The following is a 26,204-nucleotide window of genomic DNA, read 5'->3' as shown; positions in this document are numbered from 1 at the left end:
GCGGTCGGGGTGACGGGTGCGGCGTCCCTGCTGAATCGGTGCGTTCGGCCCGTTCCCTGCCAGGGGAACTCTCGGTACTCTGCACAGCCATGCCCGCCCCCGTTGCGCCCGCCGAGAAGCGCACTTCGCCGCTGCTCACCGTCCTGTTCTGGATCGGTGTGGCGTTCGCGCCCATGGCGGCGCTGATCCTCCTCGTCGCCGACGGCAACGGCCCGCTGCGCTTCGGCGCCGTGCTGGCCATCCTGGCCGTCGTGCTGATCGGTCTCTCCATCGCGCTGCGCGGCGAGGGCGGCGAGTCGCCGGGCTCCGAGCACCTGCTCGACGAGATCGAGCAGCTGCGCCGGGAGTTGCGCGGCGAGATCGTGGCCGCCGCGCAGCGCGGCAACCAGGCGCTCGACCAGGCCCAGCGCGCCCAGGAGTCGGTGACCGCGCTGCGGCGCCGGCTGGACGTCGCGGCCGCCGGCATCGCCGCCGCCGCGGGCATCTCCGCCGCGGCCGCCGAGGAGCAGGCCGGCGGCCGCGCCCGGGTGCCGGCCGCCGAGACGTACGACGACGCGCCGGGCCGGGGCCGCTACGCCGCCCAGGACGAGGCCCCGACCGGCTGGGGACAATCCGCCGGCGACCGCCGTGACGAGGAGGAGGCGGTCCGCCGCCCCCAGCCCGCCGGCCGGTACGCCGCCGAACGCCCCGCCGGCTACGCCGCCGAACGCCCCCAGGCCGGCGTGTACGGCGCCCCGCGCGCCGCCGAGCCGGAGGCCCGCCCGGAGCCGGCCCCGCGCCAGGTCGGGGTGGTGCACCACACCGAGACCGTGCACGTCACCACCCGGCACACCATCGTGGACGGCGCCGACCCGGTGGCCGGCAACCGCTACGGCGGCGGGTACGCCGGCCGGCGGTCCCCGGCCCCGGAGGAGCGGCCCTGGGGCGGTGCGGAGCCGGAGGAGCGCTCGTGGGCCGGTCACCGGGAGCCGGAGGAGGACCGGGCCTGGTCGGCCGACGACCGGTCGCGGGCCGCTCAGGCCGGTGCCCGCGAGGACCGTGCCTGGTCCGGGCCGGGAGCCGCCCGGGACGACCGGTCGTGGCCCGGTGCCCCGGCCGACGAGCATCGCTGGGCCGGGGCGGCCCAGGACGACCGGACGGGAGCGGGCACGCCGCGCGACGACCGGGGCTGGGGAGCGGGCGCGCCGCGCGACGACCGGGGCTGGGGAGCGGGCCAGGACGCGCCGCGTGACGACCGGTCGTGGGCGGGTCAGGGCGGGGCGCGTGACGACCGGTCGTGGGCCGGCCAGGGCGCCTCGGGTGACGACCGGTCCTGGGCCGGTGCGGATGAGCCGTACGCCGCCCCGGAGGCCCGCGCCTGGGGCGCGTCCGAGCAGCCCGGCCGGGCCACCGTCCCGGCGTCGGACGACCCGGACGGCGACTACTGGTCGGAGCTGCGCGCCGGGGACCGCTGGGCCTCGGTCCGCGACGACGAGCACGGCCGCGAGGTGCGGGTCGGTGAGCGGCGCGCGGCGGTGCACGCCGACGGCGTCGGCACGGAGTTCCGGGTCGAGGACCGTTGGGCGTCGGTACGCCGTGGCGAGCCGCGCCGCGACCAGGACCGGGACGCCGAGCCCGGCTGGGGTGGCGGCTGGTCCGAGGAGAGCCGCCCGGCGCTCCCGGCCGGCGGGGTGCCCGTACCCGACGAGTGGCGTCCCCCGGCGCAGCGCTCCGCGCAGTCGGCGGGCGACTGGCGGGCGGCCGAGCCCGAGCCGGTGCGGTACGGCCGGCCGCGCGGCGAGGAGCGGTACGGCTACCCGCCGCAGGACGACGTGCCGCGCGCCGGTGGGGCGCGGTCCGCCGACCGCTGGCGCTGACCGCCCCCCGCGGCTACTTGTCGATGTCGCCGACCACGAAGAACATCGAGCCGAGGATGGCGATCAGGTCCGGCACCAGGCAGCCGGGGAGCAGGGTGGCCAGCGCCTGCACGTTGGCGTACGAGGCGGTGCGCAGCTTGAGCCGCCACGGGGTCTTCTCGCCCCGGGAGACCAGGTAGTAGCCGTTGATGCCGAGCGGGTTCTCGGTCCAGGCGTAGGTGTGCCCCTCGGGCGCCTTGACCACCTTGGGCAGCCGGGTGTTCACCGGCCCGGTGAGCCGGTCCACCCGGTCCAGGCACTGCTCGGCGAGGTCCAGCGAGACGTACACCTGGTCGAGCAGCACCTCGAAGCGGGCGTGGCAGTCCCCGGCGGTCTTGGTGACCACGGGCACGTCGAGCTGGTCGTACGCCAGGTAGGGCTCGTCCCGGCGCAGGTCCAGGTCGAGGCCGGAGGCCCGGGCGACCGGCCCGGACGCGCCGAACGCGGCGGCGTCGGCGGCCGACAGCACCCCCACCCCGACGGTGCGGGCCAGGAAGATCTCGTTGCGTCGGATGAGGTGGTCCAGGTCGGGCAGCCGGCGGCGTACCTCGCCGATCGCGGCGCGGGCCCGGCCGGTCCAGCCGGCCGGCACCTCCTCCTTGAGGCCGCCGACCCGGTTGAACATGTAGTGGATCCGGCCCCCGGAGACCTCCTCCATCACCGCCTGGATCGTCTCCCGCTCGCGGAACGCGTAGAAGACGGGGGTGATCGCGCCGATCTCCAGTGGGTACGAGCCGAGGAACATCAGATGGTTGAGCACCCGGTTCAGCTCGGCGAGCGCCATCCGCAGCCAGACCGCCCGCTCCGGCACCTCCATGCCCATCAGCCGTTCGACGGCGAGCACCACGCCCAGCTCGTTGGAGAAGGCGGAGAGCCAGTCGTGCCGGTTGGCCAGCACGATGATCTGCCGGTAGTCGCGGACCTCGAAGAGCTTCTCCGCCCCCCGGTGCATGTAGCCGACGATCGGGTCGGCGGAGACCACCCGCTCGCCGTCGAGCACCAGCTTCAGCCGGAGCACGCCGTGCGTGGACGGGTGCTGCGGGCCGATGTTGAGCACCATGTCGGTGCCGAGCTGCTCGCCGCCCGCGCCGGTGCCGACGGTCAGTTCGCGGAGGTCGCCGGCGTCCGTGGTCATGTCCGTCATCGTGCCATGAAGGGATCGAGGGCGACGCCGACCGGTTGCAGCAGCCACCAGTGCCCGCCGAGCCCGGCCGGGTCGGTCAGCTCGGCCGCCGTCGAGGCGGCGGCGAGCGCCCGCACGTAGCCGGCCGGGTCGCTGGCGGCCAGGCTCAGCGGTGGTCGCCCGCCGTCGGCCCCGAGCGCCCGCAGCGCCTCCCGCTGCGGGACCAGGGTGTACGCGCACCGGGCGACCCGCGCACCGGCGGAGGCGACCGAGTCCACGGCGACGTGCGCGGTGACGTCGCACGACCCGTCCGGCACCGGCACCACCTGCCGCCCGCCGCGGTACCCGGTGAGGCTCCCGGCCACCGGCCGGTCGTCGCGCTGGTGCCCGTAGTCGACGGCCACGGCCAGTCCCCGGTCGACGCTGCCGACCGCGCCGGCCCACGCCACGTCCCGGCTGCGCCCGATCTCGGCCAGGCTGTCCGCCCCGGCGGCGGGCCACCACCGGTCGAGCCAGTCGGCGTCGGCCGGGTCCACCCGCTCACCCGGCGCCTCCACCCCGGTTGTCGGGTCGACCAGCAGGTACCGCCAGCCGTCCCGGGCCCGTACGGCGAGGTCCAGCGGCACGTTGTCCAGCCACTCCGTCGCGACCGACAGCCCCACGGTCCCGTTCGGGATCTCGCTCACCCAGGCGATGTCGTCCGGCAGGCCGTCCGGCCGTCCCGCCCGCTCGACCGCCGTCAGCCGCAGCCGGTCCCGCAGCGGCGGCGTCCCGGCACCCGGCTCGGCGGCGGCCAGCGTCAGCAGCGCACCCAGGAGCTCACCCCGCCCCGCGCCCACGTCCACGACGTCGAGACGGCACGGGTGGCCGAGCGCGGCGTCGACCCGGCCGAGGAGGCGGAACAGGGCGGCGGCGAAGATCGGGGAGGCGTGCACGCTGGTGCGGAAGTGGGCGGCCGGGCCAGGCCCGGAGACGAAGAAGCCGCCCGGCCCGTAGAGCGCCTGCTCCATCGCCACCCGCCAGGGCAGCAGCTCCGCGGAAGAGGTCACCCGCCGACCGTAGCGGTGCCCCGAAATTCCGCCTTCCACACGCCCGGTGAAGGTTTTCACACATGCTTGTTTTCGTTCCGTAACCCCGGCGCATACTTGCGGTCGACCGGTACCCACTCGCAGGACTGGATCGATTGCCATGAGCGCACCGCTGCGCCCGCGTACGGCCGCCCCGCACGGGCCCGCCGTACCGTCGGGCGGCGCCTCTTCCGGCGCCCCGCTGGTCTTTCCCCGCACCCTCACCGTCGGCGTGATCGGCGCCGGTCGGGTGGGCGCCGTGCTCGGCGCGGCCCTCGCCGCCGCCGGCCACCGGATGGTCGCCGCCTCCGGCATCTCCGGCGCCGTGAAGGCCCGGATGGCGCTGCTGCTCCCCGAGACCCCGAACCGGTCCGCGACCTCGGTCGCCCGCGCCGCCACCGACCTGCTGATCGTGGCGGTGCCGGACGACGCCCTGGCGGGCGTGGTCGCCGGCCTGGCCGAGACCGGGGCGCTGCGCCCCGGCCAGGTGGTCGCGCACACCTCCGGCGCGCACGGGCTGGCGGTCCTCGCCCCGGCCGCCGCCGTCGGCGCCCGGCCGCTCGCGCTGCACCCGGCGATGACCTTCACCGGTACGCCGGACGACCTGACCCGCCTCGCCGGCATCTCGTACGGGGTGACCGCGCCGGCGGAGCTGCGCCCGTTCGCCGCCCGGCTGGTGGCGGACCTCGGCGGCGTGCCGGAGTGGGTGGCGGAGGCGGACCGGCCGCTGTACCACGCGGCCCTGGCGCACGGCGCGAACCACCTGGTCACCCTGGTCAACGAGGCGGCCGACCGGCTGCGCGACGCCGGGGTGGACCGGCCGGAGAAGGTGCTCGCCCCGCTGCTCCGGGCGGCGCTGGAGAACGCCCTGCGGCTCGGCGACGACGCGCTGACCGGCCCGGTCTCCCGGGGCGACGCGGGCACCGTGCGCCGGCACCTGGAACGGCTGGCGGCGACGGCGCCGGAATCCGTGGCGCCCTACCTGGCGTTGGCACGACGGACCGCGGACCGTGCAATTGCCGCGGGCCGGCTGCGCCCGGCGGACGCCGAGTCGCTGCTGGACGTGCTGAGCGGGGGGACCTACCGGGAGGTGGCGGCGTGAGCGTGGGGAGTGAGCCGATCTTGCGAGCCCCGCAGTCGCGAAGTGAGGTGACGGCGGAGTTGGTGCACACGCGCACGGAGCTGGCGGCGGCGCGGGACGGGCTGACCGGCACGGTCGGCGTGGTGATGACCATGGGCGCGCTGCACTCCGGGCACGAGACCCTGCTGCGGGCCGCCCGGGAGCGGGCCGACCACGTCATCGTCACGATCTTCGTGAACCCGCTCCAGTTCGGCCCGAACGAGGACTTCGACCGGTACCCGCGCACCCTCGACGCGGACCTGGAGGTCTGCCGGCGGGCCGGCGCGGACGTGGTCTTCGCCCCCTCGGTGGCGGACATGTACCCGGACGGCGAGCCGAAGGTGCGGCTCAACCCGGGCCCGCTCGGCGAGGACCTGGAGGGGCTGAGCCGGCCCGGCTTCTTCCACGGCGTGCTGACCGTGGTCATGAAGCTGCTCCAGCTCACCCGCCCGGACCTGGCGTTCTTCGGCGAGAAGGACTACCAGCAGCTGACCCTGGTCCGGCGGATGGTCCGCGACCTGGACGTGCCGGTCGAGGTGGTCGGCGTGCCGACCGTGCGGGAGCCGGACGGGCTGGCCCTGTCCAGCCGCAACCGCTACCTCTCCGCGCCCGAGCGGGCGGCGGCGCTGAGCCTCTCCGCCGCGCTGCGGGCCGGGGTCGCGGCCGCCGAAGAGGGCGGGGACGCCGGCGCGGTGCTGGCCGCGGCCCACCGGGCCTTCGACTCCGGTACGCCCGGCGCCCGGCTCGACTACCTGGTGCTCACCGACGCCGACCTGGAGCCGGGGCCGGTGTCCGGTCCGGCGCGGCTGCTGGTCGCGGCCTGGGTCGGCGCCACTCGGCTGATCGACAACACGGCGATCCACCTCGCCCCGCAGTCCTGACACCCACCACCACACCTGTTGAAAGGCGCCCGATGCTTCGCACCATGCTCAAGTCGAAGATCCACCGGGCCACGGTGACGCAGGCTGACCTGCACTACGTCGGCTCGGTGACCGTGGACGAGGATCTGCTCGACGCGGCCGACCTGATCCCCGGGGAGCAGGTGGCGATCGTGGACATCACCAACGGGGCCCGGCTGGAGACGTACGTCATCCCGGGTGAGCGGGGCAGCGGCGTGATCGGCATCAACGGCGCCGCCGCGCACCTGGTGCACCCTGGTGACCTGGTCATCCTCATCTCGTACGGCCAGATGGACGACGCCGAGGCCCGCGCCTACCAGCCCCGGGTGGTCCACGTAGACGCCGCCAACAAGATCGTCGACCTCACGGCCGACCCCACCACCGCCGCCCCCGGCACCGCCGGCAACCCCGTCCCCAACCCCCTGGCCGCCACCCCCGCCTAACCCCCACCCCCACCCCCCCGGATCTTGCAGTTGGGGCCCGCGCTCTGGGGCTTTTGTCGCGTTCGGCGGGGCGACAAGTGCAAGATCGCGGGGGTGTGGCGGGTGTGCGGTCTGTCACGGGAACGTCATTTCTGGTTACCCTGATCGCGCCGTCGGTGTGACGGTCGTCGGCTGGGGAGGCCGCGATGCGCCGTGCGATGACGATCCTGGTCGCCGCGTTCGCGGGGGGTCTGCTGGCCGGCTGCGCCTCCACCGCCGGGCTGGACGGCGACCTCACCGACGACTGGGCCGCCCCGCCGGGGGCCGGCGCGTTCACCCCGGTGGCCGGGGTCTGCCAGCTGGCCGACCCGGGCGGCACGCTGACCCTCGCCGCCTACGAGCCGGTGGGGTGCGACCTGCCGCACCGGGTGGAGACCGTGCACGTGGGCGTCTTCCGGGGCGGGCCGGAAGCCCCGCCGGCCGTCGGCTCGGTCGAGCTGCGGGGCGCCTTCGCCGACTGCGACACCCGGGCCACCGGGTACGTCGGCGACGACTGGCGGGCCGGCCGGCTGCGGCTGGCCGTCGCGGTGCCCTCGGCGCCCGGCTGGACGGCCGGCTCCCGCTGGTACCGCTGCGACCTGGCCGAGCTGAGCACGGTGGAGGCGAAGGCCGAGGTGGTCACCCGGACCGGCAGCCTGCGGGACGCGCTGACGGGGGCGTCCGCGCTGCGGCTGGGGTGCCAGCGGACCGGGACCACCGACGGCCGGGGGGTGCGCACGCTGACCCCGGTGGCCTGCGGCACCCGCCACGACGCCGAGTTCGTCGGGGTGTGGAAGGCGCCGGACCGCCCGTACCCGCGGAAGGACGCCGACTGGGCGCCCTTCTACACGGGCTGCGGCCGGGTCCTCGCGCGGTACGCCGGGGTGCCCGACGACCCGACCCTGCGCTTCCGCAGCGGCGTGGTGGTGCGCCCGCCCGCCCGAGGGCGCTGGACCGTGGGCGACCGCGGCGTCCGCTGCTACCTGTGGCTCAGTGACCGTACGGTGAGCGCCTCCCTGAAGGGCGCCGGCCCGGCCGGCCTGCCGGTCCGGACGCGGTAGCCGAAACCACTCGTCCCGCCCCCCGCCGCCCGGGATGAGGGGCGTTCGGGTTGACTGTGCTCATGGACCTTCCGACCGTCGACCTGCCGGCCCTGCCCAGGCTGCTGGCCGCGCCCGCACCCGGCTGGGTGGAGACCACCGACGTGATCGTCGTCGGCTCCGGGGTCGCCGGCCTGACCGCCGCGCTGCACCTGCGCGAGGCGGGGCTGCACGTCACCGTGGTCACCAAGGTCAACATCGACGACGGTTCGACCCGCTGGGCGCAGGGCGGCATCGCCGCCGTACTCGACCCGGCGGACACCCCGGCGGCCCACGCCTCGGACACCGAGATCGCCGGGGTCGGCCTCTGCGACCCGGCCGCGGTGCGGGTCCTGGTCGAGGAGGGCCCGACCCGGCTGCGGGAGCTGATGCGGATCGGCGCCGAGTTCGACCGGAACCCGGACGGCTCGCTGATGCTCACCCGGGAGGGCGGCCACCGGGCCGACCGGATCGTGCACGCCGGCGGCGACGCCACGGGCGCCGAGGTGCAGCGGGCGCTGCACGCGGCGGTCCGGCGGGACCCGTGGATCCGGTTGGTCGAGCACGCCCTGGTGCTCGACCTGCTGCGCGCCCCGGGCGACGGTCCCGGCGGGCTCGGCCCGGCGTGCGGGATCACCCTGCACGTGCTCGGCGAGGGCAGCGAGGACGGCGTCGGGGCGCTTCTGGCCCGGGCGGTGGTGCTGGCCACCGGCGGCATGGGGCAGATCTTCGCGGCCACCACCAACCCGGCGGTCTCCACCGGCGACGGGGTCGCCCTCGCGGTGCGGGCCGGCGCGGCGGTCACCGACGTGGAGTTCGTCCAGTTCCACCCGACCGCGCTGATCACCCCGGCGGGGGCGGGCGTGCCCGGCGTCACCCGGGCCCAGCAGCCGCTGGTCTCCGAGGCGCTGCGCGGTGAGGGCGCCCACCTGGTCGACGCCGACGGCAAGCGGTTCATGGTCGGCCAGCACGAGCTGGCCGAGCTGGCCCCCCGCGACGTCGTCGCCAAGGGCATCCACCGGGTGCTGCTGGCCACCGGCGCGGACCACGTGTACCTGGACGCCCGGCACCTCGGCGGGGACTTCCTCGCCGGCCGCTTCCCGACCATCGTCGCGTCCTGCCTGGCCATCGGCGTCGACCCGGCCACCGACCTGATCCCGGTCGCCCCGGCCGCCCACTACGCCTCCGGCGGCGTCCGCACCGACCTGCACGGCCGCACCTCCATCCCCGGCCTGTACGCCTGCGGCGAGGTCGCCTGCACGGGCGTGCACGGCGCGAACCGGCTGGCCAGCAACTCGCTGCTGGAGGGGCTGGTCTTCTCCCGCCGGATCGCCGAGGACATCGCGGCCGGCCTGCCCGAGCAGGCCCGGCCGGCGGAGACCGGCGCCTGGGTGGGCGGGGCGGGCTGGGTGGTGCCCGCCGAGGGCACGCCGGCCCTGCAACGGGCGATGACCCGGGGCGCGGGGGTGCTCCGCTCGGCGGAGACCCTCGCCGGGACGGCCGGCACGCTGATCGAGCTCGGCGGGGGACGCGGCGTGCCGCGTACCGCCGACTGGGAGGCGACGAACCTGATCACCGTGGCGTCGACGCTGGTCGCCGCCGCGTACGTCCGTCAGGAGACCCGGGGTTGCCACTGGCGGGAGGACTTCCCGACGGCCGACGAGCGGTGGCTGGGCCACCTCGTCGCGGCCGTCGGCGCGGAGGGCAGGTTGACGCAGCAGTGGGAGGAGTCGGCGTGAGCGCGAGGAGTGAGCCGATCTTGCGAGCCCCGCAGTCGCGAACTGAGGAGAAGTGGTGAGGGAGTCGACGGAGCAGGCGTTGCGGGCGGCGAGCCTGGACCCGGTGTGGGTGCAGCGGGTGATCGTCGACGCGCTCACCGAGGACCTCGGCCCGGACTTCCTCGACGTGACCAGCGTGGCCACCATCCCGGACGCGCAGAACGACACCGCCGACCTGGTCGCCCGCGCCGACGGCGTGGTGGCCGGGCTGGCCGTGGCCGCCGCCGTGTTCGAGCTGGTCGGCGAGGTGACCGGGTCGGACCGTACGGTCGAGGTGTCGTTGGTGGCCCACGACGGGCAGCGGGTGGCGCGCGGCGACGTGCTGGCCACGGTGACCGGCCCGACCCGGCTGCTGCTCACCGCCGAGCGGACGGCGCTGAACCTGCTCTGCCGGATGTCCGGGGTGGCCACCCACACCCGCGCCTGGGCGGACGCCCTGGCCGGCACGAAGGCGATGGTGCTGGACACCCGGAAGACCACGCCGGGCCTGCGGGCCCTGGAGAAGTACGCGGTCCGCGCCGGCGGCGGCACCAACAAGCGGATGGGCCTGCACGACGTCGCGATGATCAAGGACAACCACAAGGTCGCCGCCGGCGGCATCGGCGCGGCCTACCGACGGGTCCGGGAGGCCTTCCCGGACGTGCCGGTGCAGGTGGAGGTGGACACCCTCGCGGAGGCGGTGGAGGCCGTCGAGGCCGGGGCCGGCTTTCTGCTGCTGGACAACATGACCCCGGCACAGCTGCGCGAGGTGGTCGCCGCGGTGGGGGACCGGGCGGAGCTGGAGGCGACCGGCGGGCTGACCCTGCCGGTGGCCGCCGAGTACGGCGCGACCGGCGTGGACTTCATCTCGGTGGGCGCGCTGACCCATTCCTCGCCGATCCTGGACATCGCCCTGGACCTGCGGGAGGAATGAGCGGCTGAGCCCCCTTTCGTTCGCGACTGCGGGGCTCGCAACCCCGGCTCACTCCTCGCGCTCACCGTGCCGCCTTTTCGTTCGCGACTGCGGGGCTCGCAGCCCCGGCTCACTCCTCGCGCTCACCGTGCCGCCTTTCGTTCGCGACTGCGGGGCTCGCAACCCCGGCTCACTCCTCGCGCTCACCATCCAGGGCGCCGTCTAGGCTTCGTGCGTGCTGCTCTGCATCGACATCGGAAACACCAACACCGTGCTGGCGACCTTTGACGGCGACAAGCTGGTGCACTCCTGGCGGATCAAGACCGACGCCCGCTCGACGGCGGACGAGCTGGGTCTGATGTTCCGGGGGCTGCTGGCCGGTGACGCCGTGGAGATCACCGGGGTGGCCGCCTGCTCGACGGTGCCGGCCGCGCTGCGTTCGTTGCGGACCATGCTGGGCCGCTACTACGCCGACCTGCCCAGTGTGATCGTCGAGCCCGGGGTGCGGACCGGGGTGCAGCTCGCGATCGACAACCCCAAGGAGGTCGGCGCGGACCGGGTGGTCAACACCCTGGCCGCGTACACCCTCTACGGCGGACCGTCGATCGTGGTGGACTTCGGCACCACCACCAACTTCGACGTGATCAGCGGCCGGGGCGAGTTCCTCGGCGGCGCGTTCGCGCCGGGCATCGAGATCTCCTTCGACGCGCTGGCCGCCCGGGCGGCGCAGCTGCGCAAGGTGGAGGCCACCATGCCCCGCTCGGTGATCGGCAAGAACACCGTGGAGTGCCTCCAGTCCGGCCTGTACTTCGGCTTCGCGGGCCAGGTGGACCGGATCGTCGAGCGGATGGTCGAGGAGTTGGGCGAGGTGAGGGCCGTCATCGCGACCGGCGGGCTGGCCTCGGTGGTGATCGGCGAGTGCCGGACCATCACCCACCACGAGCCGATGATCACGCTGATCGGCCTGCGAATGGTCTACGAGCGCAACACCTGACCCCGGCCGCCGCCGGGGTCCGGGCACCGCGCGGGCGATCAGTGCCGCCGGGCCCGGAACACCAGCGTCCGGTACGGCAGCTCGACGGTCTCCCGCCCGGCCAGGTCCGGATGGGTGGCGAAGAGCTCCCGCACCTCCCGGTCGACCCGCTCCCGCCCCTCGGGCGCGGCCGTCAGCCAGTACGAGCGGGTGTGCAGCATGCCGAGCACCTCCGCGGGCGTGAGCGTGGTCCGGTGGGTGAACTCGGCCAGCTCCACCGGCCCGAAGGCCGGGCCGAAGTCGGTGATCTTCTCGACCAGGTTGCCGGCGTGGTCGCGCAGGTCGGCGATCCGGCCCAGCTCGGCCACCCACTCCACGGTGTCGTCCCGGGTGTTCCAGATCGGGGCGAACGTCCCGCCCGCCCGAAGCACCTGGGCGATCTCGACGTGCGCCCGCTCCTTGTCGAACCAGTGGTACGCCTGGCCCACCAGCACCGCGTCGACCGTGCCGTCCGGCAGCGACATCGACTCGGCGCTGCCCGCCAGCGCGGTCACGCCGGGGGTGGCGGCGTCCAGCTGGGCCCGCATCCCCGGGTCGGGCTCCACCGGGAGCACCTCGTGGCCGAGGGCGAGCACCCCGCGGGTGAGGATGCCGGTGCCGGCGCCCAGGTCGACGACCCGGGACGAGGTGTCCAGCCCGTCGAGCGCCCAGCGCAGCGCCTCCTGCGGATAGCGGGGTCGGAACCGGTCGTAGTCGGCCGCCGCCGCGCCGAACGACAGTGCCTGAGTGGGGTCGGTCATGGCGGGCAGGTTATCCGGTAACGCCTCCCTGGGGGCTTGAGTACGCTCGGGGCCTGACCCCGCCGATATCTCCTTTCCGAGGAAGCGTGCCGTGACCGAGCAGAACGCCGTGCCAGTCGACCCCGCCGACGACCTTCCCGAGCAGATGAAGGTCCGCCGGGAGAAGCGGGACCGGATGCTCGCCGAGGGCGTCGAGCCGTATCCCGTTGGTTTCCCCCGGACCAGCACCCTCGCGGAGGTCCGCGCGAAGTACGCCGAGCTGCCCACCGACACCGCCACCGGGGACAAGGTCTCGGTCACCGGCCGGGTGATCTTCGTACGGAACACCGGCAAGCTCTGCTTCGCCACCCTGCGGGACGGGGACGGCACCGAACTCCAGGCGATGCTCTCCCTGGACCGGGTCGGCGCGGAGCGGCTGGACGACTGGAAGCGCCTGGTCGACCTCGGTGACCACGTCGGCGTGACCGGCGAGGTGATCACCAGCCGCCGGGGCGAGCTGTCGGTGCTGGCCGACGAGTGGGCGGTCACCGCCAAGGCGCTGCGCCCGCTGCCGGTGGCGCACAAGCCGCTGAGCGAGGAGGCCCGGGTCCGGCAGCGCTACGTGGACCTGATCGTCCGCCCGCAGGCGCGGCAGATGGTGCGTACCCGGGCGGCCGCGGTGCGCAGCCTCCGCGATTCCCTGCACGGGGAGGGCTTCATCGAGGTCGAGACCCCGATGCTCCAGTTGCTGCACGGCGGCGCGGCGGCCCGCCCATTCGTGACCCACAGCAATGCGTTGAGCACCGATCTGTATCTGCGAATCGCGCCGGAACTGTTTCTCAAGCGCGCCGTGGTCGGCGGCGTCGACCGGGTCTTCGAGATCAACCGTAACTTCCGGAATGAGGGAGTCGACTCCTCGCACTCGCCCGAGTTCGCGATGCTCGAGGTGTACCAGGCGTACGGCGACTACGACACGATGGCGGAGTTGACCCGAAATCTGGTGCAGCGGGCGGCGATCGCGGTGAGCGGCTCGACGGTGGTGACCCACGCCGACGGCAGCGAGTTCGACCTGGGCGGCGAGTGGCGTTCGGTGACCCTCTTCGGGGCCCTTTCCGAGGCGCTCGGCGAGGAGGTCACCGTGCGCACCGACCGGTCCCGGCTGGTCGAGTACGCGGACAAGGTCGGCCTCGCCGTCGACCCGAAGTGGGGGCCGGGGAAGCTGACCGAGGAGCTCTTCGAGGAGCTCGTCGTTCCGTCGCTCCAGGCGCCGACCTTCGTCCGGGACTACCCGGAGGAGACCAGCCCGCTGACCCGGGCGCACCGCAGCGAGCCGGGCCTGACCGAGAAGTGGGACCTCTACGTCCTCGGTTTCGAGCTGGGCACCGCGTACTCGGAGCTGGTCGACCCGGTGGTGCAGCGGGAGCGGCTGGTGGCCCAGGCGCAGCTCGCCGCCCGCGGCGACGACGAGGCCATGCGACTGGACGAGGACTTTCTCCGGGCGATGGAGTACGGAATGCCGCCGGCCGGTGGTATGGGAATGGGAATCGACCGGCTCTTGATGGCGTTGACCGGGCTGGGAATTCGGGAAACCATCCTCTTCCCGTTGGTCCGCCCGGAGTAGCCCGCAACCGTCTCCGGGTCGTTACCGCATCCTATTGACGCGGCAAGCAGCGCGCGGGTTATTGTGCTTCTGTATTGTCGCAGGAGCACACCCTGCTCGAAAGGAATGTGGGACGTGGCCAAGCAGATCATTCACAAGCTGGTCGATGACCTGGACGGCGGGGACGCTGACGAGACCGTCAAGTTCGCGCTGGACGGCGTGCAGTACGAGATCGACCTCTCGACTTCGAACGCGGAGAAATTGCGCGACGTATTCGCCCCGTACGTGGCGGCGGGCACGAAGGTCGGCCGGGGCGGCGTCGTCGTCGGCGGGCGGGCCGCGCGCGGGCGGGGCGGCGCCACCGCCGACCGTGAGCAGAACAAGGCCATCCGCGCCTGGGCCAAGAAGTCCGGCAAGGACATCTCGGACCGGGGCCGGATCCCGCAGGAGATCGTCGACGAGTACCACTCGAAGGCGGGCCACTGAGGCTTGACCCGTCACCGGGCGACACCGACGCCGGACCGGAGTGCCACTCCGGGCCGGCGTCGCCGTTTCCGCCCGGTCGCGCCGAATGTCCGGTTCGCGCCAGCTGGCCCGCCGCGCCCGTCGCGCCGGCTGCGAACCCCGCCGCCGGATGGGAAGAACCCGGGGTGGGTGGGCGTTGTCCACAGGCGGTGGAGATTGCATCCACAGGCTGTGGAGAGACGTTCCGGGGTGACCCCGGGTTCGAGCGGGCCGGTTTCATCCGTGCCTCGCGGCTCCACGAATTTCGCTCTGCGCGTACAGGTAGGGGTACCGGAACACCTCCTGAGCGCGGACGGTTGTCAGAAACGACGCGTACACGGCATTCCACGGGGACACACGACCTCAGCGGAGTCGGTCCGCGGCGATAGAGTAAGGAGGCACGGACGCCCGTCCCGGACGTCCGCGCACCGGCCCCGCCAAGATCTAGACCATCAAGGCGCACGGCACGTGAGGAGCACGAGGGCATGTTCGAGCGGTTCACCGACCGAGCGCGACGGGTTGTCGTCCTGGCCCAAGAAGAGGCCCGGATGCTCAACCACAACTACATCGGTACGGAGCACATCCTGCTGGGCCTGATCCACGAGGGTGAGGGCGTCGCCGCCAAGGCTCTGGAGAGCCTCGGCATCTCCCTGGAGGGCGTCCGCCAGCAGGTCGAAGAGATCATCGGCCAGGGCCAGCAGGCGCCGAGCGGGCACATCCCGTTCACGCCGCGGGCCAAGAAGGTGCTGGAGCTGTCCCTGCGCGAGGCGCTGCAGCTCGGCCACAACTACATCGGCACGGAGCACATCCTGCTCGGTCTGATCCGCGAGGGTGAGGGCGTTGCCGCCCAGGTGCTGGTCAAGCTCGGCGCCGACCTCAACCGGGTCCGCCAGCAGGTGATCCAGCTGCTCTCCGGCTACCAGGGCAAGGAGCCGGCCGCGGCGGGCGCCGCGCCGGGCGAGGCCGCGCCGTCGACCAGCCTCGTGCTGGACCAGTTCGGCCGCAACCTGACCCAGGCCGCCCGCGAGGGCAAGCTCGACCCGGTCATCGGGCGCGAGAAGGAAATCGAGCGGGTCATGCAGGTGCTCTCCCGCCGTACCAAGAACAACCCGGTCCTGATCGGTGAGCCCGGCGTCGGTAAGACCGCCGTGGTGGAGGGGCTGTCCCAGAAGATCATCAAGGGCGAGGTGCCCGAGACCCTCAAGGACAAGCAGCTCTACACGCTCGACCTCGGTGCCCTGGTTGCCGGTTCCCGCTACCGCGGTGACTTCGAGGAGCGCCTGAAGAAGGTGCTCAAGGAGATCCGCACCCGCGGCGACATCATCCTGTTCATCGACGAGATCCACACCCTGGTGGGTGCGGGTGCCGCCGAGGGCGCGATCGACGCGGCGAGCATCCTCAAGCCGATGCTGGCCCGTGGCGAGCTGCAGACCATCGGCGCGACCACGCTCGACGAGTACCGCAAGCACCTGGAGAAGGACGCCGCTCTCGAGCGCCGGTTCCAGCCGATCCAGGTGGGTGAGCCCTCGCTGGCGCACACCATCGAGATCCTCAAGGGCCTGCGTGACCGGTACGAGGCGCACCACCGGGTGAGCATCACCGACGCCGCGCTGGTGGCGGCGGCGACGCTCGCCGACCGGTACATCTCCGACCGCTTCCTGCCGGACAAGGCGATCGATCTGATCGACGAGGCCGGTGCCCGGATGCGCATCCGCCGGATGACCGCGCCGCCAGACCTGCGCGACTTCGACGAGCGGATCGCCCAGGTCCGTCGCGACAAGGAGTCCGCGATCGACGCGCAGGACTTCGAGCGGGCGGCGCAGCTCCGGGACAAGGAGAAGCAGCTGCTCGGCCAGAAGGCCCAGCGGGAGAAGGAGTGGAAGGCCGGTGACCTGGACGTCGTCAGCGAGGTTGACGACGAGCAGATCGCCGAGGTGCTCGGCAACTGGACCGGCATCCCGGTCTACAAGCTGACCGAGGAGGAGACCTCGCGCCTGCTGCGCATGGAGGACGAGCTGCACAAGCGCGTCATCGGCCAGGAGGACGCGGTCAAGGCGGTCTCGAAGGCGATCCGGCGTACCCGGGCCGGCCTGAAGGACCCGAAGCGCCCGTCGGGCTCGTTCATCTTCGCCGGCCCGTCCGGCGTCGGTAAGACCGAGCTCTCCAAGGCGCTCGCCGAGTTCCTCTTCGGCAGCGAGGACGCCCTCATCCAGCTGGACATGTCCGAGTTCCACGACCGGTACACGGTGTCCCGGCTGGTGGGTGCCCCTCCCGGCTACGTCGGCTACGACGAGGGCGGGCAGCTGACCGAGAAGGTGCGGCGTCGGCCGTTCTCGGTGGTCCTCTTCGACGAGATCGAGAAGGCTCACCCGGACGTGTTCAACACGCTGCTCCAGATCCTGGAGGACGGGCGGCTCACCGACGGTCAGGGTCGGATCGTGGACTTCAAGAACACGGTCATCATCCTGACCACCAACCTGGGCACCCGGGACGTCGCCAAGGCGGTCTCCCTGGGCTTCCAGGCGTCGGAGGACTCCGAGTCCAACTACGACCGGATGAAGCAGAAGGTCAACGACGAGCTCAAGCAGCACTTCCGGCCTGAGTTCCTGAACCGGATCGACGACACCATCGTCTTCCACCAGCTGCGCCAGTCGGAGATCCTCTCGATCGTCGACATCATGATCCAGCGGATCGAGACGCAGCTGCGCAACAAGGACATGGGCCTGGAGCTGACCGACAACGCCAAGAAGTACCTGGCGAAGAAGGGCTTCGACCCGGTGCTGGGCGCGCGTCCGCTGCGTCGCACGATCCAGCGCGACATCGAGGACAACCTCTCGGAGCGGATCCTCTTCAACGAGCTGACCCCGGGTCAGATCGTGGTGGTGGACTGCGAGGGCGACCCGGAGAACATCGACAAGTCCAAGCTCGTCTTCCGGGGCGCGGAGAAGCCGGTGGAAGTGCCGGACGCCGTCCCGGCCGACCTCGGTGGCGCCGCCACCGCGGGCGCGGACGAGTAAGCAACACCTGACAGGGCGACGGCCCCGGTTGGCGAAAGCCACCGGGGCCGTCGCCTTTTCACGCCCACCCCGCCCGGCTCGCTGGGCCGGATCGGCTGATCAACTACAGGTCGGCGATGTGGCGGTGGGCAAGGGGTTGATGCCGCCAGGTCGGCGACCTGGAGTCGATCAACCGGGGAGGGGGACCGCGGGGCCGTCGCCGGCCAGGCGGAAGGACGCCTCGCCGACCGGCTCGACCAGGCCGTCGGTGACCAGCCCGGCGAGCGCCCGGGAACGCTGCACGTCGTCGGTCCAGACCTGATCGATGCGCTGCCGCGGCACCGGTCCGGTGGCCTCCCGCAGCACCGCCAGGAGCAGGCCGCGTACCTGCCGGTCGGTGCCGGCGTACCGCTGGGGGCGGCGGGTCGGGCCGGTGGGGGCGGCCTGGCCGGAGGCCCGCCAGGCGCAGACCGGTTCCACCGGGCACACCGCACAGCGGGGCGAGCGGGCGGTGCAGACCACCGCGCCGAGCTCCATGAAGGCCGCGCTGGCCAGCGCCGCGGCGGCCGGCTCGACGGGCAGCAGCTCCTCGGTGGCGACCAGGTCGGCGGGGCGGGTGGCGGGACCGGCGTCCGGTTCCCCGGCGACGGCCCGGCAGACCACCCGGCGGACGTTCGTGTCCACCACGGGGTGCCGCTGCCCGTACGCGAACGCCGCGACCGCCCGGGCCGTGTACGTCCCGACTCCGGGCAGCGCGAGCAACTGGTCCAACCGGTCCGGCACCTCGCCGCCGTGCCGCTCCACGATCGCCACCGCGCAGTCGCGCAGCCGTACCGCCCGGCGGGGGTAGCCGAGCCGCCCCCACATCCGGATCGCCTCGGCCGGGCTGTCCTCGGCCAGCGCGGCCGGCACCGGCCAGCGGGCCAGCCACGCCTCCCAGGCGGGGAGCACCCGGACCACCGGCGTCTGCTGGAGCATGACCTCGCTGACCAGGATGGCCCAGGCGCTGGTGCCGGGCTTGCGCCACGGCAGGTCGCGGGCGTTCTCCTCGTACCACCGGCTGACCAGGTTGGCGAATGTTGGCTCAGTCATCGCGCAGCCGATGATGTCACGGGTCGGATTCCCGCAGGATGGGCGGGCGGGCCGGGGTGCGGCGGCGGCCCCGGGCGGGCGGGGCAGAATGTCCGGATGAACGAGCTCGCGATCACCGTCATCGGCCGGGACCGGCCGGGCATCGTGGCCGACGTCGCCGAGGCGCTCGCCCGGCTCGGCGCGAACCTCACCGACTCCACGATGACCCGGTTGCGGGGGCACTTCGCGATGACGCTGATCTGCGTGGGCCCGGCCGCCGCCGACGTCGAGGCCGCGTTGGCCCCGCTCGCCGCCGACGGCCAGCTGCTGGCCACCGTACGCGCGGTCACCCCCGACGGCGAGACCACGCCGACCGGCGAGCCGTACGTGCTGGCGGTGCACGGCGCCGACCGAATGGGCATCGTCGCGGCGATGACCCGGGTGCTGGCCGACGCCGGTGGCAACGTCACCGACCTGAGCACCCGGCTGACCGGATCCCTCTACGTGGTGGTCGCCGAGGTGGAGCTGCCGCCCGGCAGCTCCGACGAGGTGGCCGGCCGACTCGCGCGTACCGCCGCCGAGCTGGGCGTCGGGGTCAGCCTCCGCCCGGCGGACACGGACCTGCTGTGACGGCGGAGTACGTCGGCCTCGACGGCTGGACCCCGGAGGCGCTCGCCGTGCCGGGCGAGGTGCGCCCGGTGGTCTCCGCCCCCGACCCGGTGCTCAGCCGGCCGGGGCCGGCGGTCGACCCGACCTCCGACGAGGTGGTTCGCCTCGCCGCCGACCTGGTCGCCACCATGCGCGTCTCGCCCGGCTGCGTTGGCCTCGCCGCGCCGCAGGTGGGGGTGAGCGCACAGATGTTCGCGGTGGACGTCACCGGCCACCCGAAGGCGGTCACCCTGCACGGGACGTTCGTGCTGTGCAACGCCCGGGTGGTGGAGGCCAGCCGGTGGAAGGCCGGGCGGGAGGGCTGCATGTCGGTGCCGGATCTGACCGGTGACGTGAAGCGGGCCAGCCGGCTGGTGGTCGAGGGCGTACTGCCCGGCACGGGCCGGCCGCTCCGGCTGGTCACCGACGGTTTCGAGGCGCGGGCGCTCCAGCACGAGATCGACCACTGCGCGGGCCTGCTCTTCCTCGACCGGGTCGCCGGCGCGCACGCCATCTACCAGCGCAAGGTCTACCTCTGACCGCCGCCGCAACGTGGCGGCGGTAGCCGCGCCCTCCGCTCCCATGGTCGACGCCGGACGAGGGACGTGGCGCGTCGGCGGTGCCGGGGCATGCCGGGGTCGGCGTCGTGGGGTGGCCACGCCGGTGGCGCTGCGCGCGCGGGTCCGGTCGGTGACCGGCCGGCCCGGTCCGGCTGTCGCCTGTGGAACGCCGACCGGGTGCCGTGCTCGCCCCGGCGCGTCGCACCCCGCCCCGTGCGGTACGCCGCTACGGTGAACGCATCATGCGTCTGACGGTCGGCCCCCTGCCATCCGCTGTCTACTGGCGGCGTCGCGCCGTCGTACTCGGAGCGGGGCTTCTCTTCCTGATTGTCCTGGTCTATTCCTGCAGCAGTCCGGACCCCAACACGGGCGCGACCCCGGCGTCGACGTCCTCAGCGACGGGCGCCGCCCCGTCGGTGGGCCCGGAGCCGTCCGGACCGGTGCTGACCCCGCGGTCGGGTGATCCGTCCGCCGCGCCGGGCGACTCCGGTGGCGGCTCGGACGGCGGGCCAGCGGGTGGCGGCACCGCGACGACCGACGCCCCGGCCGCGCCCGCGGCCCCGGTGGCCGACGACGGGACCTGCACGGACGCGGAGCTCCTGGTGACCCCGGTGGCGCAGCCGGCGACCGCCCGGCAGGGCACCGTGGTGGATCTCCAGCTCAAGATCAAAAACAAGTCCCAGCGCACCTGCAGCCGGGACGTCGGGGCGGACCTCCAGGAGCTGTTCATCAAGTCGGGCGCGGAGAAGGTCTGGTCCTCGGACACCTGCGGCACCGGCAAGGGCTCCGACGTGCAGTCGTTCACGCCCGGCTTCGAGCGCCTCTATGAGCTGGGCTGGAACGGGCGGGACACCAGCCGCTGCAACGCCGGTCTCGCCGCCGGCCCGTACGCGCCGGCCGGCACGTACCAGCTCTTCGCCCGGGTGGGCACGAAGCTCAGCGAGCCGGTGAAGCTGACCGTCACGAGCTGAGCCGGCCGGGCCGGCTCAGACGTACCGCTCCAGGATGGACGCCTCGGCGAGCCGGGAAAGGCCCTCCCGGACGCCCCGGGCGCGGGCGTCGCCCACCCCCTCGACCGCCTGGAGGTCTTCCACGGTCGCGCCGAGCAGCCGCTGGAGGCTGCCGAAGTGCACCACCAGCCGGTCGACCACCGCGACCGGGAGCCGGGGCACCTTGGCCAGCAGCCGGAAACCGCGCGGGCTGACCGCCGCGTCGAGCGCGTCGGAGGCGGACGGGTAGCCGATCGCCTTGGCGACCGCCACCAGGTCGATCAGCTCGGTGGCGCCGAGCAGGTCCAGTTCGACCAGCCCCTCGTCGAGGGTCCGCGACTTGCGGCCCACCGGGAGGTAGTCCCGGATGACCAGGGTGCGGTCGGCGTCCACGCCGGCCATCAGCTCGTCCAGCTGGAGGGCGAGCAGCCGGCCGTCGGTGCCCAGCTCGACGACGTAGCCGGCGATCTCGTCGGCGATCCGGCGGACCATCTCCAGCCGCTGCACCACGGCCACCGCGTCCCGCACGGTGACCAGGTCCTCGATCTCCAAGGCGGAGAGGGTGCCGGAGACCTCGTCGAGGCGGAGCTTGTACCGCTCGAGGGTGGCCAGCGCCTGGTTGGCGCGGGAGAGGATCGCCGCCGAGTCGTCCAGCACGTGCCGCTGGCCGTTGACGTAGAGGCTGATGATCCGCATCGACTGGCTGACGGAGATGACCGGGTAGCCGGTCTGCCGGGCCACCCGCTCGGCGGTGCGGTGCCGGGTGCCGGACTCCTCCGTCGGGATGGACGGGTCGGGCATCAGGTGCACGCCCGCCTGCACGATCCGGGTGCCGTCGCTGGAGAGCACCACCGCGCCGTCCATCTTGCACAGCTCGCGGACCCGGGTCGCGGAGAACTCCACGTCCATCGGGAAGCCGCCGGTGCAGATCTGGTCGACCACCTTGTCGTAGCCGAGGACGATGAGCGCGCCCGTACGGCCGCGCAGGATCCGCTCGAGCCCGTCGCGAAGCGCGGTACCCGGCGCCATGAGAGCGAGATTTGCCCGCAGCGGGTCGCCGCCGGCCCCGCCGACGCTCCCGGTCACGCTGACGCTGATCGGACGGGCGGGCGAGCCCACCGCCGTGCGGGCGTGCGGCGTCGCCGCCGCGGCGGGCTTGGTGGCATCGCGGTCGATCGGCACGGGCACAGTCTACGGACTGTCGTGCGTTGGGTGCTCTCGTGGTTACTGTGATGTGTCACGATGTCCGGCTTCCGCCGCCGCCGACGGGTCGGGTCAGCTGTCCGATATCGCCCAGCCGGTCCCGTCGCGCGGTCACCCTGGGTCACTCGGCCGACGCGCGGGCGGCAGCCTGGAGCGCCGCCCGCACGTCCGTGACCTCGATCACCCGCATGTTCTCCGGAGCGACCCCGCTGCTGCCCGGGCCGCAACCGGTCGGCACCAGGGCCAGCCGGAACCCGAGCCGGGCTGCCTCGGCGAGCCGGCGGGGCACCGCGCCGACCCGGCGCACCTCGCCGGTGAGGCCGACCTCGCCGATCGCCACCAGGTGCGGGGCGATGGCGAGGTTGAGACCGCCGGACGCCACCGCGAGGGCGACGGCCAGATCCGCCGCCGGCTCCACCACCCGGATGCCGCCGACCGTCGCGGCGAAGACCTCCCGGTCGTGCAGGGTCAGCCGCTCCGTACGCCGCTGGAGCACCGCCAGCACCATCGCCAGCCGGGCCCCGTCCAGCCCGGAGACCGTGCGCCGGGGGGAGCCGGCCACGGTCGCGCCGATCAGCGCCTGCACCTCGGTCACCAGGGCCCGCCGCCCCTCCATCGCCACCGTGACGCAGGTGCCGGGCACCGGCTCGGAGTAGCGGGTGAGGAAGAGACCGGACGGGTCGGCCAGGCTGCTGATGCCGCCCTCGTGCATCTCGAAGCAGCCCACCTCGTCGGCGGCGCCGAACCGGTTCTTGACGCCCCGGACCATCCGCAGCGAGGAGTGCTTGTCGCCCTCGAAGTGCAGCACCACGTCGACCAGGTGCTCCAGCACCCGGGGACCCGCCACCTGGCCGTCCTTGGTGACGTGGCCGACCAGCACGGTGGCGATGCCGCGCTCCTTGGCGACCGCGACCAGGGCGGCGGTGACGGCGCGGACCTGAGTCACCCCGCCCGGGACGCCCTCGGTGCCGGTGGTGGAGATGGTCTGCACCGAGTCGAGCACCAGCAGCCCGGGCTTGACCGCGTCGAGGTGGCCGAGCACCGCCGACAGGTCGCTCTCGGCGGCCAGGTAGAGCTGGTCGTGCAGGGTGCCCATCCGCTCGGCGCGCAGCCGCACCTGGCTGACCGACTCCTCGCCGCTGACCACCAGCGACGGGCTGCCCGCGTTGGTCGCCCACTGCTGGGCGACGTCGAGCAGCAGCGTCGACTTGCCCACCCCGGGCTCGCCGGCGAGCAGCACCACCGCGCCGGGGACGAGGCCGCCGCCGAGCACCCGGTCCAGCTCGGTGACGCCGGTCGGCCGGGCGCGGGCCGGGGCGGCGCTGATGGTGGCGATCGGCCGGGCCGGCTCGGCGGGCATCCGGGAGCTGACCACCCGGCCGGAGACCAGCGGGCCGGTGACCGTGCACTCGACCACCGAGCCCCACTCGCCGCACTCCGGGCAGCGCCCGACCCACTTGGGCGGCTGGTGGCCGCAGGCGTCGCACTCGTAGGCCGGTCGCGGCTCGCGGGCCGAGGCCCGGCTCCGGCCGGCGGTGGACGCGCCGCGGGGGGAGGTCGAACGGGACGTGGTCACCCCAGGACGCTAACCGGGCGGTACGACGAAACCCAGCCGGAGACGAAGACACCGCCGGCGTGGCGGTCACCACGCCGACGGTGCCGTCGACAGTTCGTCCGGCGGATCAGCCGTGGCCGCCCTCGGTGCCGCCCTCCTCGCCACCCTCGCGGGTGATGATCGGGGAGGCCGGCGCGGCCGGGGTCAGCGGGACGCCGATCGGGGCCGCGGTCTTGATCGTCCTGCCGTTGCCGAAGTCGAAGACCAGGTTGACCTGCTGGCCGGCGAGCAGCTTGTCGTTCAGCCCGACGAGCTGGAAGTGCTGGCCGCTGGCGCCGGCGAGCTGGGCGTAGCCGAGGGCCGGGATCTCGATCCGGGCCGGCTGGCCGGCCGGGGCCGACTCGCTCGCCGGGGCGGACGGGCTGGCCGGGGCGGACGGGCTGGCCGAGGCGGACTCGCTGGCCCCGATCGAGCGGCTCGGCGACGCGCTGGGGTCGCTCGGCGTCGGCGACTCGGAGGCCGGCTCGGTCGGCGACCCGCTCGGGCTCGCCTCGGCGCCGCCCGGTGTCGGGCCGGCGAGGACGATCTCGCGGGCGCTGTCCGTGGTGACGGTGACGGTGACCGGGGTCTTGCTGTCGTTGTAGATCACGACGTTCAGCGGGGCGTTCGCGCCCGCCCGGTAGCCCTCGACGCCCGGGTACTGCACGTAGAGGCCGCGGACCTTGTACAGGTTGTCGGAAGTCTGGACGTTCACGCCCTGGACCGACGGGATCTTGTTGGCGGTCTCGGCCACCTGGCCGGCGCCACACCCGGACAGCAGCAGGCTCGCCGCCGCCGCCGTACCGGCCAGCAGCAGGGCCGCCCGTCCGGAACCCCTGATCGAGCGCGTCACGTCGGTCCTCCTCGTCACGATCCCCACCCGGCCGTACCCCGGGCACGGTGGCCATACCCGCGCAGACCGCGCTCCAGGGTAGTTGGGGCTGATCGACGGTCGCACGCCGACCCGGTAATGCCACCTTCCCGGGAGGCGGTCAGACCACCCGACCGCTCGCCACCAGCAGGACCACGTCGATCAGCGCCACCACCATCACCGCCCGGAAGGCGGCCACCGGCCGGCCGCCGGCCCGGGTCGCGCCGCGTCCGCCGTACCCAGCGACGGCCGGCACCAGCACGGCGGCGGCGACCGCCGACAGCCCGGCCCACGACGGCGGCCCGGGCGGCCCGAAGACCAGCGTGACGGTCGCCGCGAGGAGCAGCCCGGCCGCGGCCGCCCGGCTGCCCGCCGCGCCGAGCCGGTGCGGCAGGCCGCGCACCCCGGTCCGGGCGTCGTCGGCCAGGTCGGGCAGCACGTTGGCGAAGTGCGCCCCGGCGCCGAGGCAGGCCGCGGCGGTCACCAGCCAGACCGGCGGCGCCGGCGCGCCGGGCAGCGCCAGCACCACGAAGGCGGGCAGCGACCCGAAGGAGACCGCGTACGGCAGCACCGAGACCGGGGTCGACTTCAGCGGCCAGTCGTAGAGCAGGGCGGAGAGCAGGCCGACGGTGGCCCAGACCGCCGCCACCGGGTTCGTGGTCAGCGCCAGCACCGGGGTGGCCACCGCGGCCAGCACCGCGGCGAGGCCCGCGGTGCGCCGCCGGAGCGCGCCGGCGGCGACCGGCTTGTCGGTACGCCCCACCGTGGCGTCCCGGTCGGCGTCGAGCGCGTCGTTGCTCCAGCCGACGGCGAGCTGGCTGGCGAGCACCGTGCCCACCACGGCGGCGATGCCGGCCGGCCGGTGCCCGACCCCCCACGCCAGCAGCCCGGCCACCGTGGTGACCGTCGCGGCCGGCTCCGGGTGACTCGCCCTGACCAGCCCTAGTGCGGTGCCCACTAACGTTCGCCGAGTTTGCGGTGGGCGTTGTGGATCCTCGCCTTGGGGGCGGGCGACTCCCGGGTGGCGATGCTGGCGGCCGCGACCAGGTCACGGTGACCGGAGAAGCGCAGCAGCCCGAAACAACGGCGCCGCTGCCCGGCTGTCACGCGCAACGCGACACGCGCCGTGCGATGCACGACCCGCAGCGCTGCGGGATCCCGACGACGAGGCACGAACCGAAGCCAACACCACCGGTACGACATTTTCCCAACCCCGACCAACCCGGCCAACGTTTGTGGACACGGCCCTAGCACCGTTGACGACATGAGGGAAGTCTGGTCGTTACCGGGGAGTCGTGCCACGCTCGGTCCATGCGAGACGCGGCCCCGGTGTCCACCCCGCCCCGGGTGCTGCCGCGCAACGACCCCCGCCAGTACGACGACCTGGCCGGCGAGTGGTGGCGGCCGGACGGCGCGTTCGCGATGCTGCACTGGCTGGCCCGGGCCCGGGCCGCGCTGGTGCCGCCGGCGTTCCGGCCGGGCGCCCTCCTGGTCGACCTGGGCTGCGGCGCCGGGCTGCTCGCGCCGCACCTGGTCGGTAAGGGCTACCGGCACGTCGGGCTGGACCTCACCCGCTCCGCCCTGGCGCAGGCCGCCGCGCACGGGGTGACGGTGGTCAACGCCGACGCCACCGCCGTTCCGCTCGCCGACGGCTGCGCCGACGTGGTCTCCGCGGGCGAGCTGCTGGAGCACGTGCCGGACTGGCGGCGCGTGGTCGCCGAGGCGTGCCGGCTGCTCCGCCCGGGTGGCCTGCTGGTGCTGGACACCCTCAACGACACGGCGCTGGCCCGGCTCGTCGCGGTGGAGATCGGTGAGCGGCTGCCCACCGTGCCGCGCGGCATCCACGACCCACGGTTGTTCGTGGACGCCCGGGAGCTGGTGGCCGAGTGCGCCCGGCACGGGGTCGAGCTGCGGCTGCGTGGCATCCGCCCGGAGCTGCTCGGCACGCTGGGCTGGCTGCTGCGGCGGATGCGCGGCGCGTCCGCCCGCCGTCCGGTGGGGACGGAGGCGGGCGGCGGACCCCGGATCGTGCCGACCCGGTCCACCGCGGTGTTGTACCAGGGTCGTGGGCTCCGGGGCGGGTAGCGGGGGCCGCCCGGGGT

The 26,204-nt window shown here is 74.0% G+C and carries 24 protein-coding genes; 15 read left to right on the top strand and 9 right to left on the bottom strand.

The window, feature by feature from the left end; translation table 11 throughout:
* The first annotated feature begins 89 nt into the window (after positions 1-89).
* Entirely contained in the window at positions 90-1,856 is a 1,767-nt protein-coding gene (locus EV384_RS02085) for a hypothetical protein (protein WP_207232219.1), read from the top strand.
* Between the two features lie 13 nt (positions 1,857-1,869).
* Here EV384_RS02085 and EV384_RS02080 read toward each other — a convergent pair whose 3' ends face one another.
* Together EV384_RS02080 and EV384_RS02075 are read right to left on the bottom strand one after the other, a co-directional pair.
* The gene (locus tag EV384_RS02080) at positions 1,870-3,039 is read right to left on the bottom strand and encodes an NADH-quinone oxidoreductase subunit D (protein ID WP_207232218.1); all 1,170 of its coding nucleotides are present in this window, start codon (positions 3,037-3,039) and stop codon (positions 1,870-1,872) included.
* The gene (locus tag EV384_RS02075; protein ID WP_130340159.1) at positions 3,036-4,028 is read right to left on the bottom strand and encodes an SAM-dependent methyltransferase; all 993 of its coding nucleotides are present in this window, start codon (positions 4,026-4,028) and stop codon (positions 3,036-3,038) included. The genes EV384_RS02080 and EV384_RS02075 overlap by 4 nt, the downstream gene beginning before the upstream one ends.
* Before the next feature lie 178 nt (positions 4,029-4,206).
* Here EV384_RS02075 and EV384_RS02070 point away from each other — a divergent pair, with 178 nt between their 5' ends.
* The 7 genes from EV384_RS02070 (at position 4,207) to EV384_RS02040 (ending at position 11,308) form a co-directional block, all read left to right on the top strand.
* On the top strand, positions 4,207-5,187 hold the full coding sequence (locus EV384_RS02070; protein ID WP_130329593.1) for a Rossmann-like and DUF2520 domain-containing protein: 981 nt from the start codon (positions 4,207-4,209) through the stop codon (positions 5,185-5,187).
* A gap of 47 nt (positions 5,188-5,234) precedes the next feature.
* Complete coding sequence (panC, locus tag EV384_RS02065) at positions 5,235-6,086, top strand: pantoate--beta-alanine ligase (protein ID WP_130329591.1); 852 nt, start codon at positions 5,235-5,237, stop codon at positions 6,084-6,086.
* Between the two features lie 32 nt (positions 6,087-6,118).
* Positions 6,119-6,547, top strand: coding sequence for an aspartate 1-decarboxylase (gene panD / locus EV384_RS02060; RefSeq protein ID WP_130329589.1), 429 nt, complete (start codon positions 6,119-6,121; stop codon positions 6,545-6,547).
* A gap of 185 nt (positions 6,548-6,732) precedes the next feature.
* Complete coding sequence (locus EV384_RS02055) at positions 6,733-7,626, top strand: septum formation family protein (protein WP_130329587.1); 894 nt, start codon at positions 6,733-6,735, stop codon at positions 7,624-7,626.
* A gap of 62 nt (positions 7,627-7,688) precedes the next feature.
* Entirely contained in the window at positions 7,689-9,383 is a 1,695-nt protein-coding gene (locus EV384_RS02050) for an L-aspartate oxidase (RefSeq protein WP_130329585.1), read from the top strand.
* 55 nt (positions 9,384-9,438) lie between these two features.
* A complete protein-coding gene (gene nadC, locus EV384_RS02045) occupies positions 9,439-10,335 on the top strand; it encodes a carboxylating nicotinate-nucleotide diphosphorylase (protein ID WP_130329583.1) in 897 nt (298 codons plus the stop codon).
* Between the two features lie 214 nt (positions 10,336-10,549).
* A complete protein-coding gene (locus EV384_RS02040; protein ID WP_130329581.1) occupies positions 10,550-11,308 on the top strand; it encodes a type III pantothenate kinase in 759 nt (252 codons plus the stop codon).
* Between the two features lie 38 nt (positions 11,309-11,346).
* Here EV384_RS02040 and EV384_RS02035 read toward each other — a convergent pair whose 3' ends face one another.
* The gene (locus tag EV384_RS02035) at positions 11,347-12,087 is read right to left on the bottom strand and encodes a class I SAM-dependent methyltransferase (RefSeq protein ID WP_130329579.1); all 741 of its coding nucleotides are present in this window, start codon (positions 12,085-12,087) and stop codon (positions 11,347-11,349) included.
* A gap of 91 nt (positions 12,088-12,178) precedes the next feature.
* Here EV384_RS02035 and lysS point away from each other — a divergent pair, with 91 nt between their 5' ends.
* The 3 genes from lysS (at position 12,179) to EV384_RS02020 (ending at position 17,187) form a co-directional block, all read left to right on the top strand.
* Entirely contained in the window at positions 12,179-13,687 is a 1,509-nt protein-coding gene (gene lysS / locus EV384_RS02030) for a lysine--tRNA ligase (protein WP_130329577.1), read from the top strand.
* Between the two features lie 114 nt (positions 13,688-13,801).
* Positions 13,802-14,152, top strand: a complete 351-nt coding sequence (locus EV384_RS02025; RefSeq protein ID WP_165439851.1) for a histone-like nucleoid-structuring protein Lsr2 — start codon at positions 13,802-13,804, stop codon at positions 14,150-14,152.
* Positions 14,153-14,655: 503 nt separating this feature from the next.
* Entirely contained in the window at positions 14,656-17,187 is a 2,532-nt protein-coding gene (locus EV384_RS02020; protein ID WP_130329573.1) for an ATP-dependent Clp protease ATP-binding subunit, read from the top strand.
* Positions 17,188-17,355: 168 nt separating this feature from the next.
* Here the strand turns inward: EV384_RS02020 and EV384_RS02015 are convergent, their stop codons facing one another.
* The gene (locus EV384_RS02015) at positions 17,356-18,258 is read right to left on the bottom strand and encodes an HhH-GPD family protein (protein ID WP_130329571.1); all 903 of its coding nucleotides are present in this window, start codon (positions 18,256-18,258) and stop codon (positions 17,356-17,358) included.
* Positions 18,259-18,354: 96 nt separating this feature from the next.
* Between EV384_RS02015 and EV384_RS02010 the strand changes: the two genes are divergently transcribed.
* The 3 genes from EV384_RS02010 (at position 18,355) to EV384_RS02000 (ending at position 20,416) form a co-directional block, all read left to right on the top strand.
* Positions 18,355-18,867, top strand: coding sequence for a glycine cleavage system transcriptional repressor (locus tag EV384_RS02010; protein WP_130329569.1), 513 nt, complete (start codon positions 18,355-18,357; stop codon positions 18,865-18,867).
* A complete protein-coding gene (locus EV384_RS02005) occupies positions 18,864-19,424 on the top strand; it encodes a peptide deformylase (RefSeq protein WP_130329567.1) in 561 nt (186 codons plus the stop codon). Before EV384_RS02010 ends, EV384_RS02005 begins: the two co-directional genes overlap by 4 nt.
* 263 nt (positions 19,425-19,687) lie before the next feature.
* On the top strand, positions 19,688-20,416 hold the full coding sequence (locus EV384_RS02000) for a hypothetical protein (RefSeq protein WP_130329565.1): 729 nt from the start codon (positions 19,688-19,690) through the stop codon (positions 20,414-20,416).
* A gap of 15 nt (positions 20,417-20,431) precedes the next feature.
* Here EV384_RS02000 and disA read toward each other — a convergent pair whose 3' ends face one another.
* The 5 genes from disA to EV384_RS34600 all read right to left on the bottom strand — a co-directional run bounded on the left by disA (position 20,432) and on the right by EV384_RS34600 (position 25,209).
* The gene (disA, locus tag EV384_RS01995; RefSeq protein ID WP_130329563.1) at positions 20,432-21,616 is read right to left on the bottom strand and encodes a DNA integrity scanning diadenylate cyclase DisA; all 1,185 of its coding nucleotides are present in this window, start codon (positions 21,614-21,616) and stop codon (positions 20,432-20,434) included.
* A gap of 142 nt (positions 21,617-21,758) precedes the next feature.
* Positions 21,759-23,213, bottom strand: coding sequence for a DNA repair protein RadA (gene radA, locus EV384_RS01990; protein WP_130329561.1), 1,455 nt, complete (start codon positions 23,211-23,213; stop codon positions 21,759-21,761).
* Between the two features lie 106 nt (positions 23,214-23,319).
* Entirely contained in the window at positions 23,320-24,084 is a 765-nt protein-coding gene (locus EV384_RS01985) for a hypothetical protein (protein WP_130329559.1), read from the bottom strand.
* A gap of 139 nt (positions 24,085-24,223) precedes the next feature.
* Positions 24,224-25,060 (bottom strand): UbiA family prenyltransferase, encoded by an 837-nt coding sequence (locus EV384_RS01980; protein ID WP_130329557.1) that lies wholly within the window; start codon positions 25,058-25,060, stop codon positions 24,224-24,226.
* Complete coding sequence (locus EV384_RS34600) at positions 25,060-25,209, bottom strand: hypothetical protein (protein WP_165439850.1); 150 nt, start codon at positions 25,207-25,209, stop codon at positions 25,060-25,062. Before EV384_RS34600 ends, EV384_RS01980 begins: the two co-directional genes overlap by 1 nt.
* 204 nt (positions 25,210-25,413) lie before the next feature.
* Here EV384_RS34600 and EV384_RS01975 point away from each other — a divergent pair, with 204 nt between their 5' ends.
* On the top strand, positions 25,414-26,187 hold the full coding sequence (locus tag EV384_RS01975; RefSeq protein WP_130329555.1) for a methyltransferase domain-containing protein: 774 nt from the start codon (positions 25,414-25,416) through the stop codon (positions 26,185-26,187).
* Positions 26,188-26,204: the final 17 nt, after the last annotated feature.

The sequence above is a fragment of the Micromonospora kangleipakensis genome, from assembly GCF_004217615.1.
In the GTDB taxonomy this organism is placed as follows: Bacteria; Actinomycetota; Actinomycetes; order Mycobacteriales; family Micromonosporaceae; genus Micromonospora; species Micromonospora kangleipakensis.
This window is presented reverse-complemented; position numbering and strand designations above follow the sequence as displayed.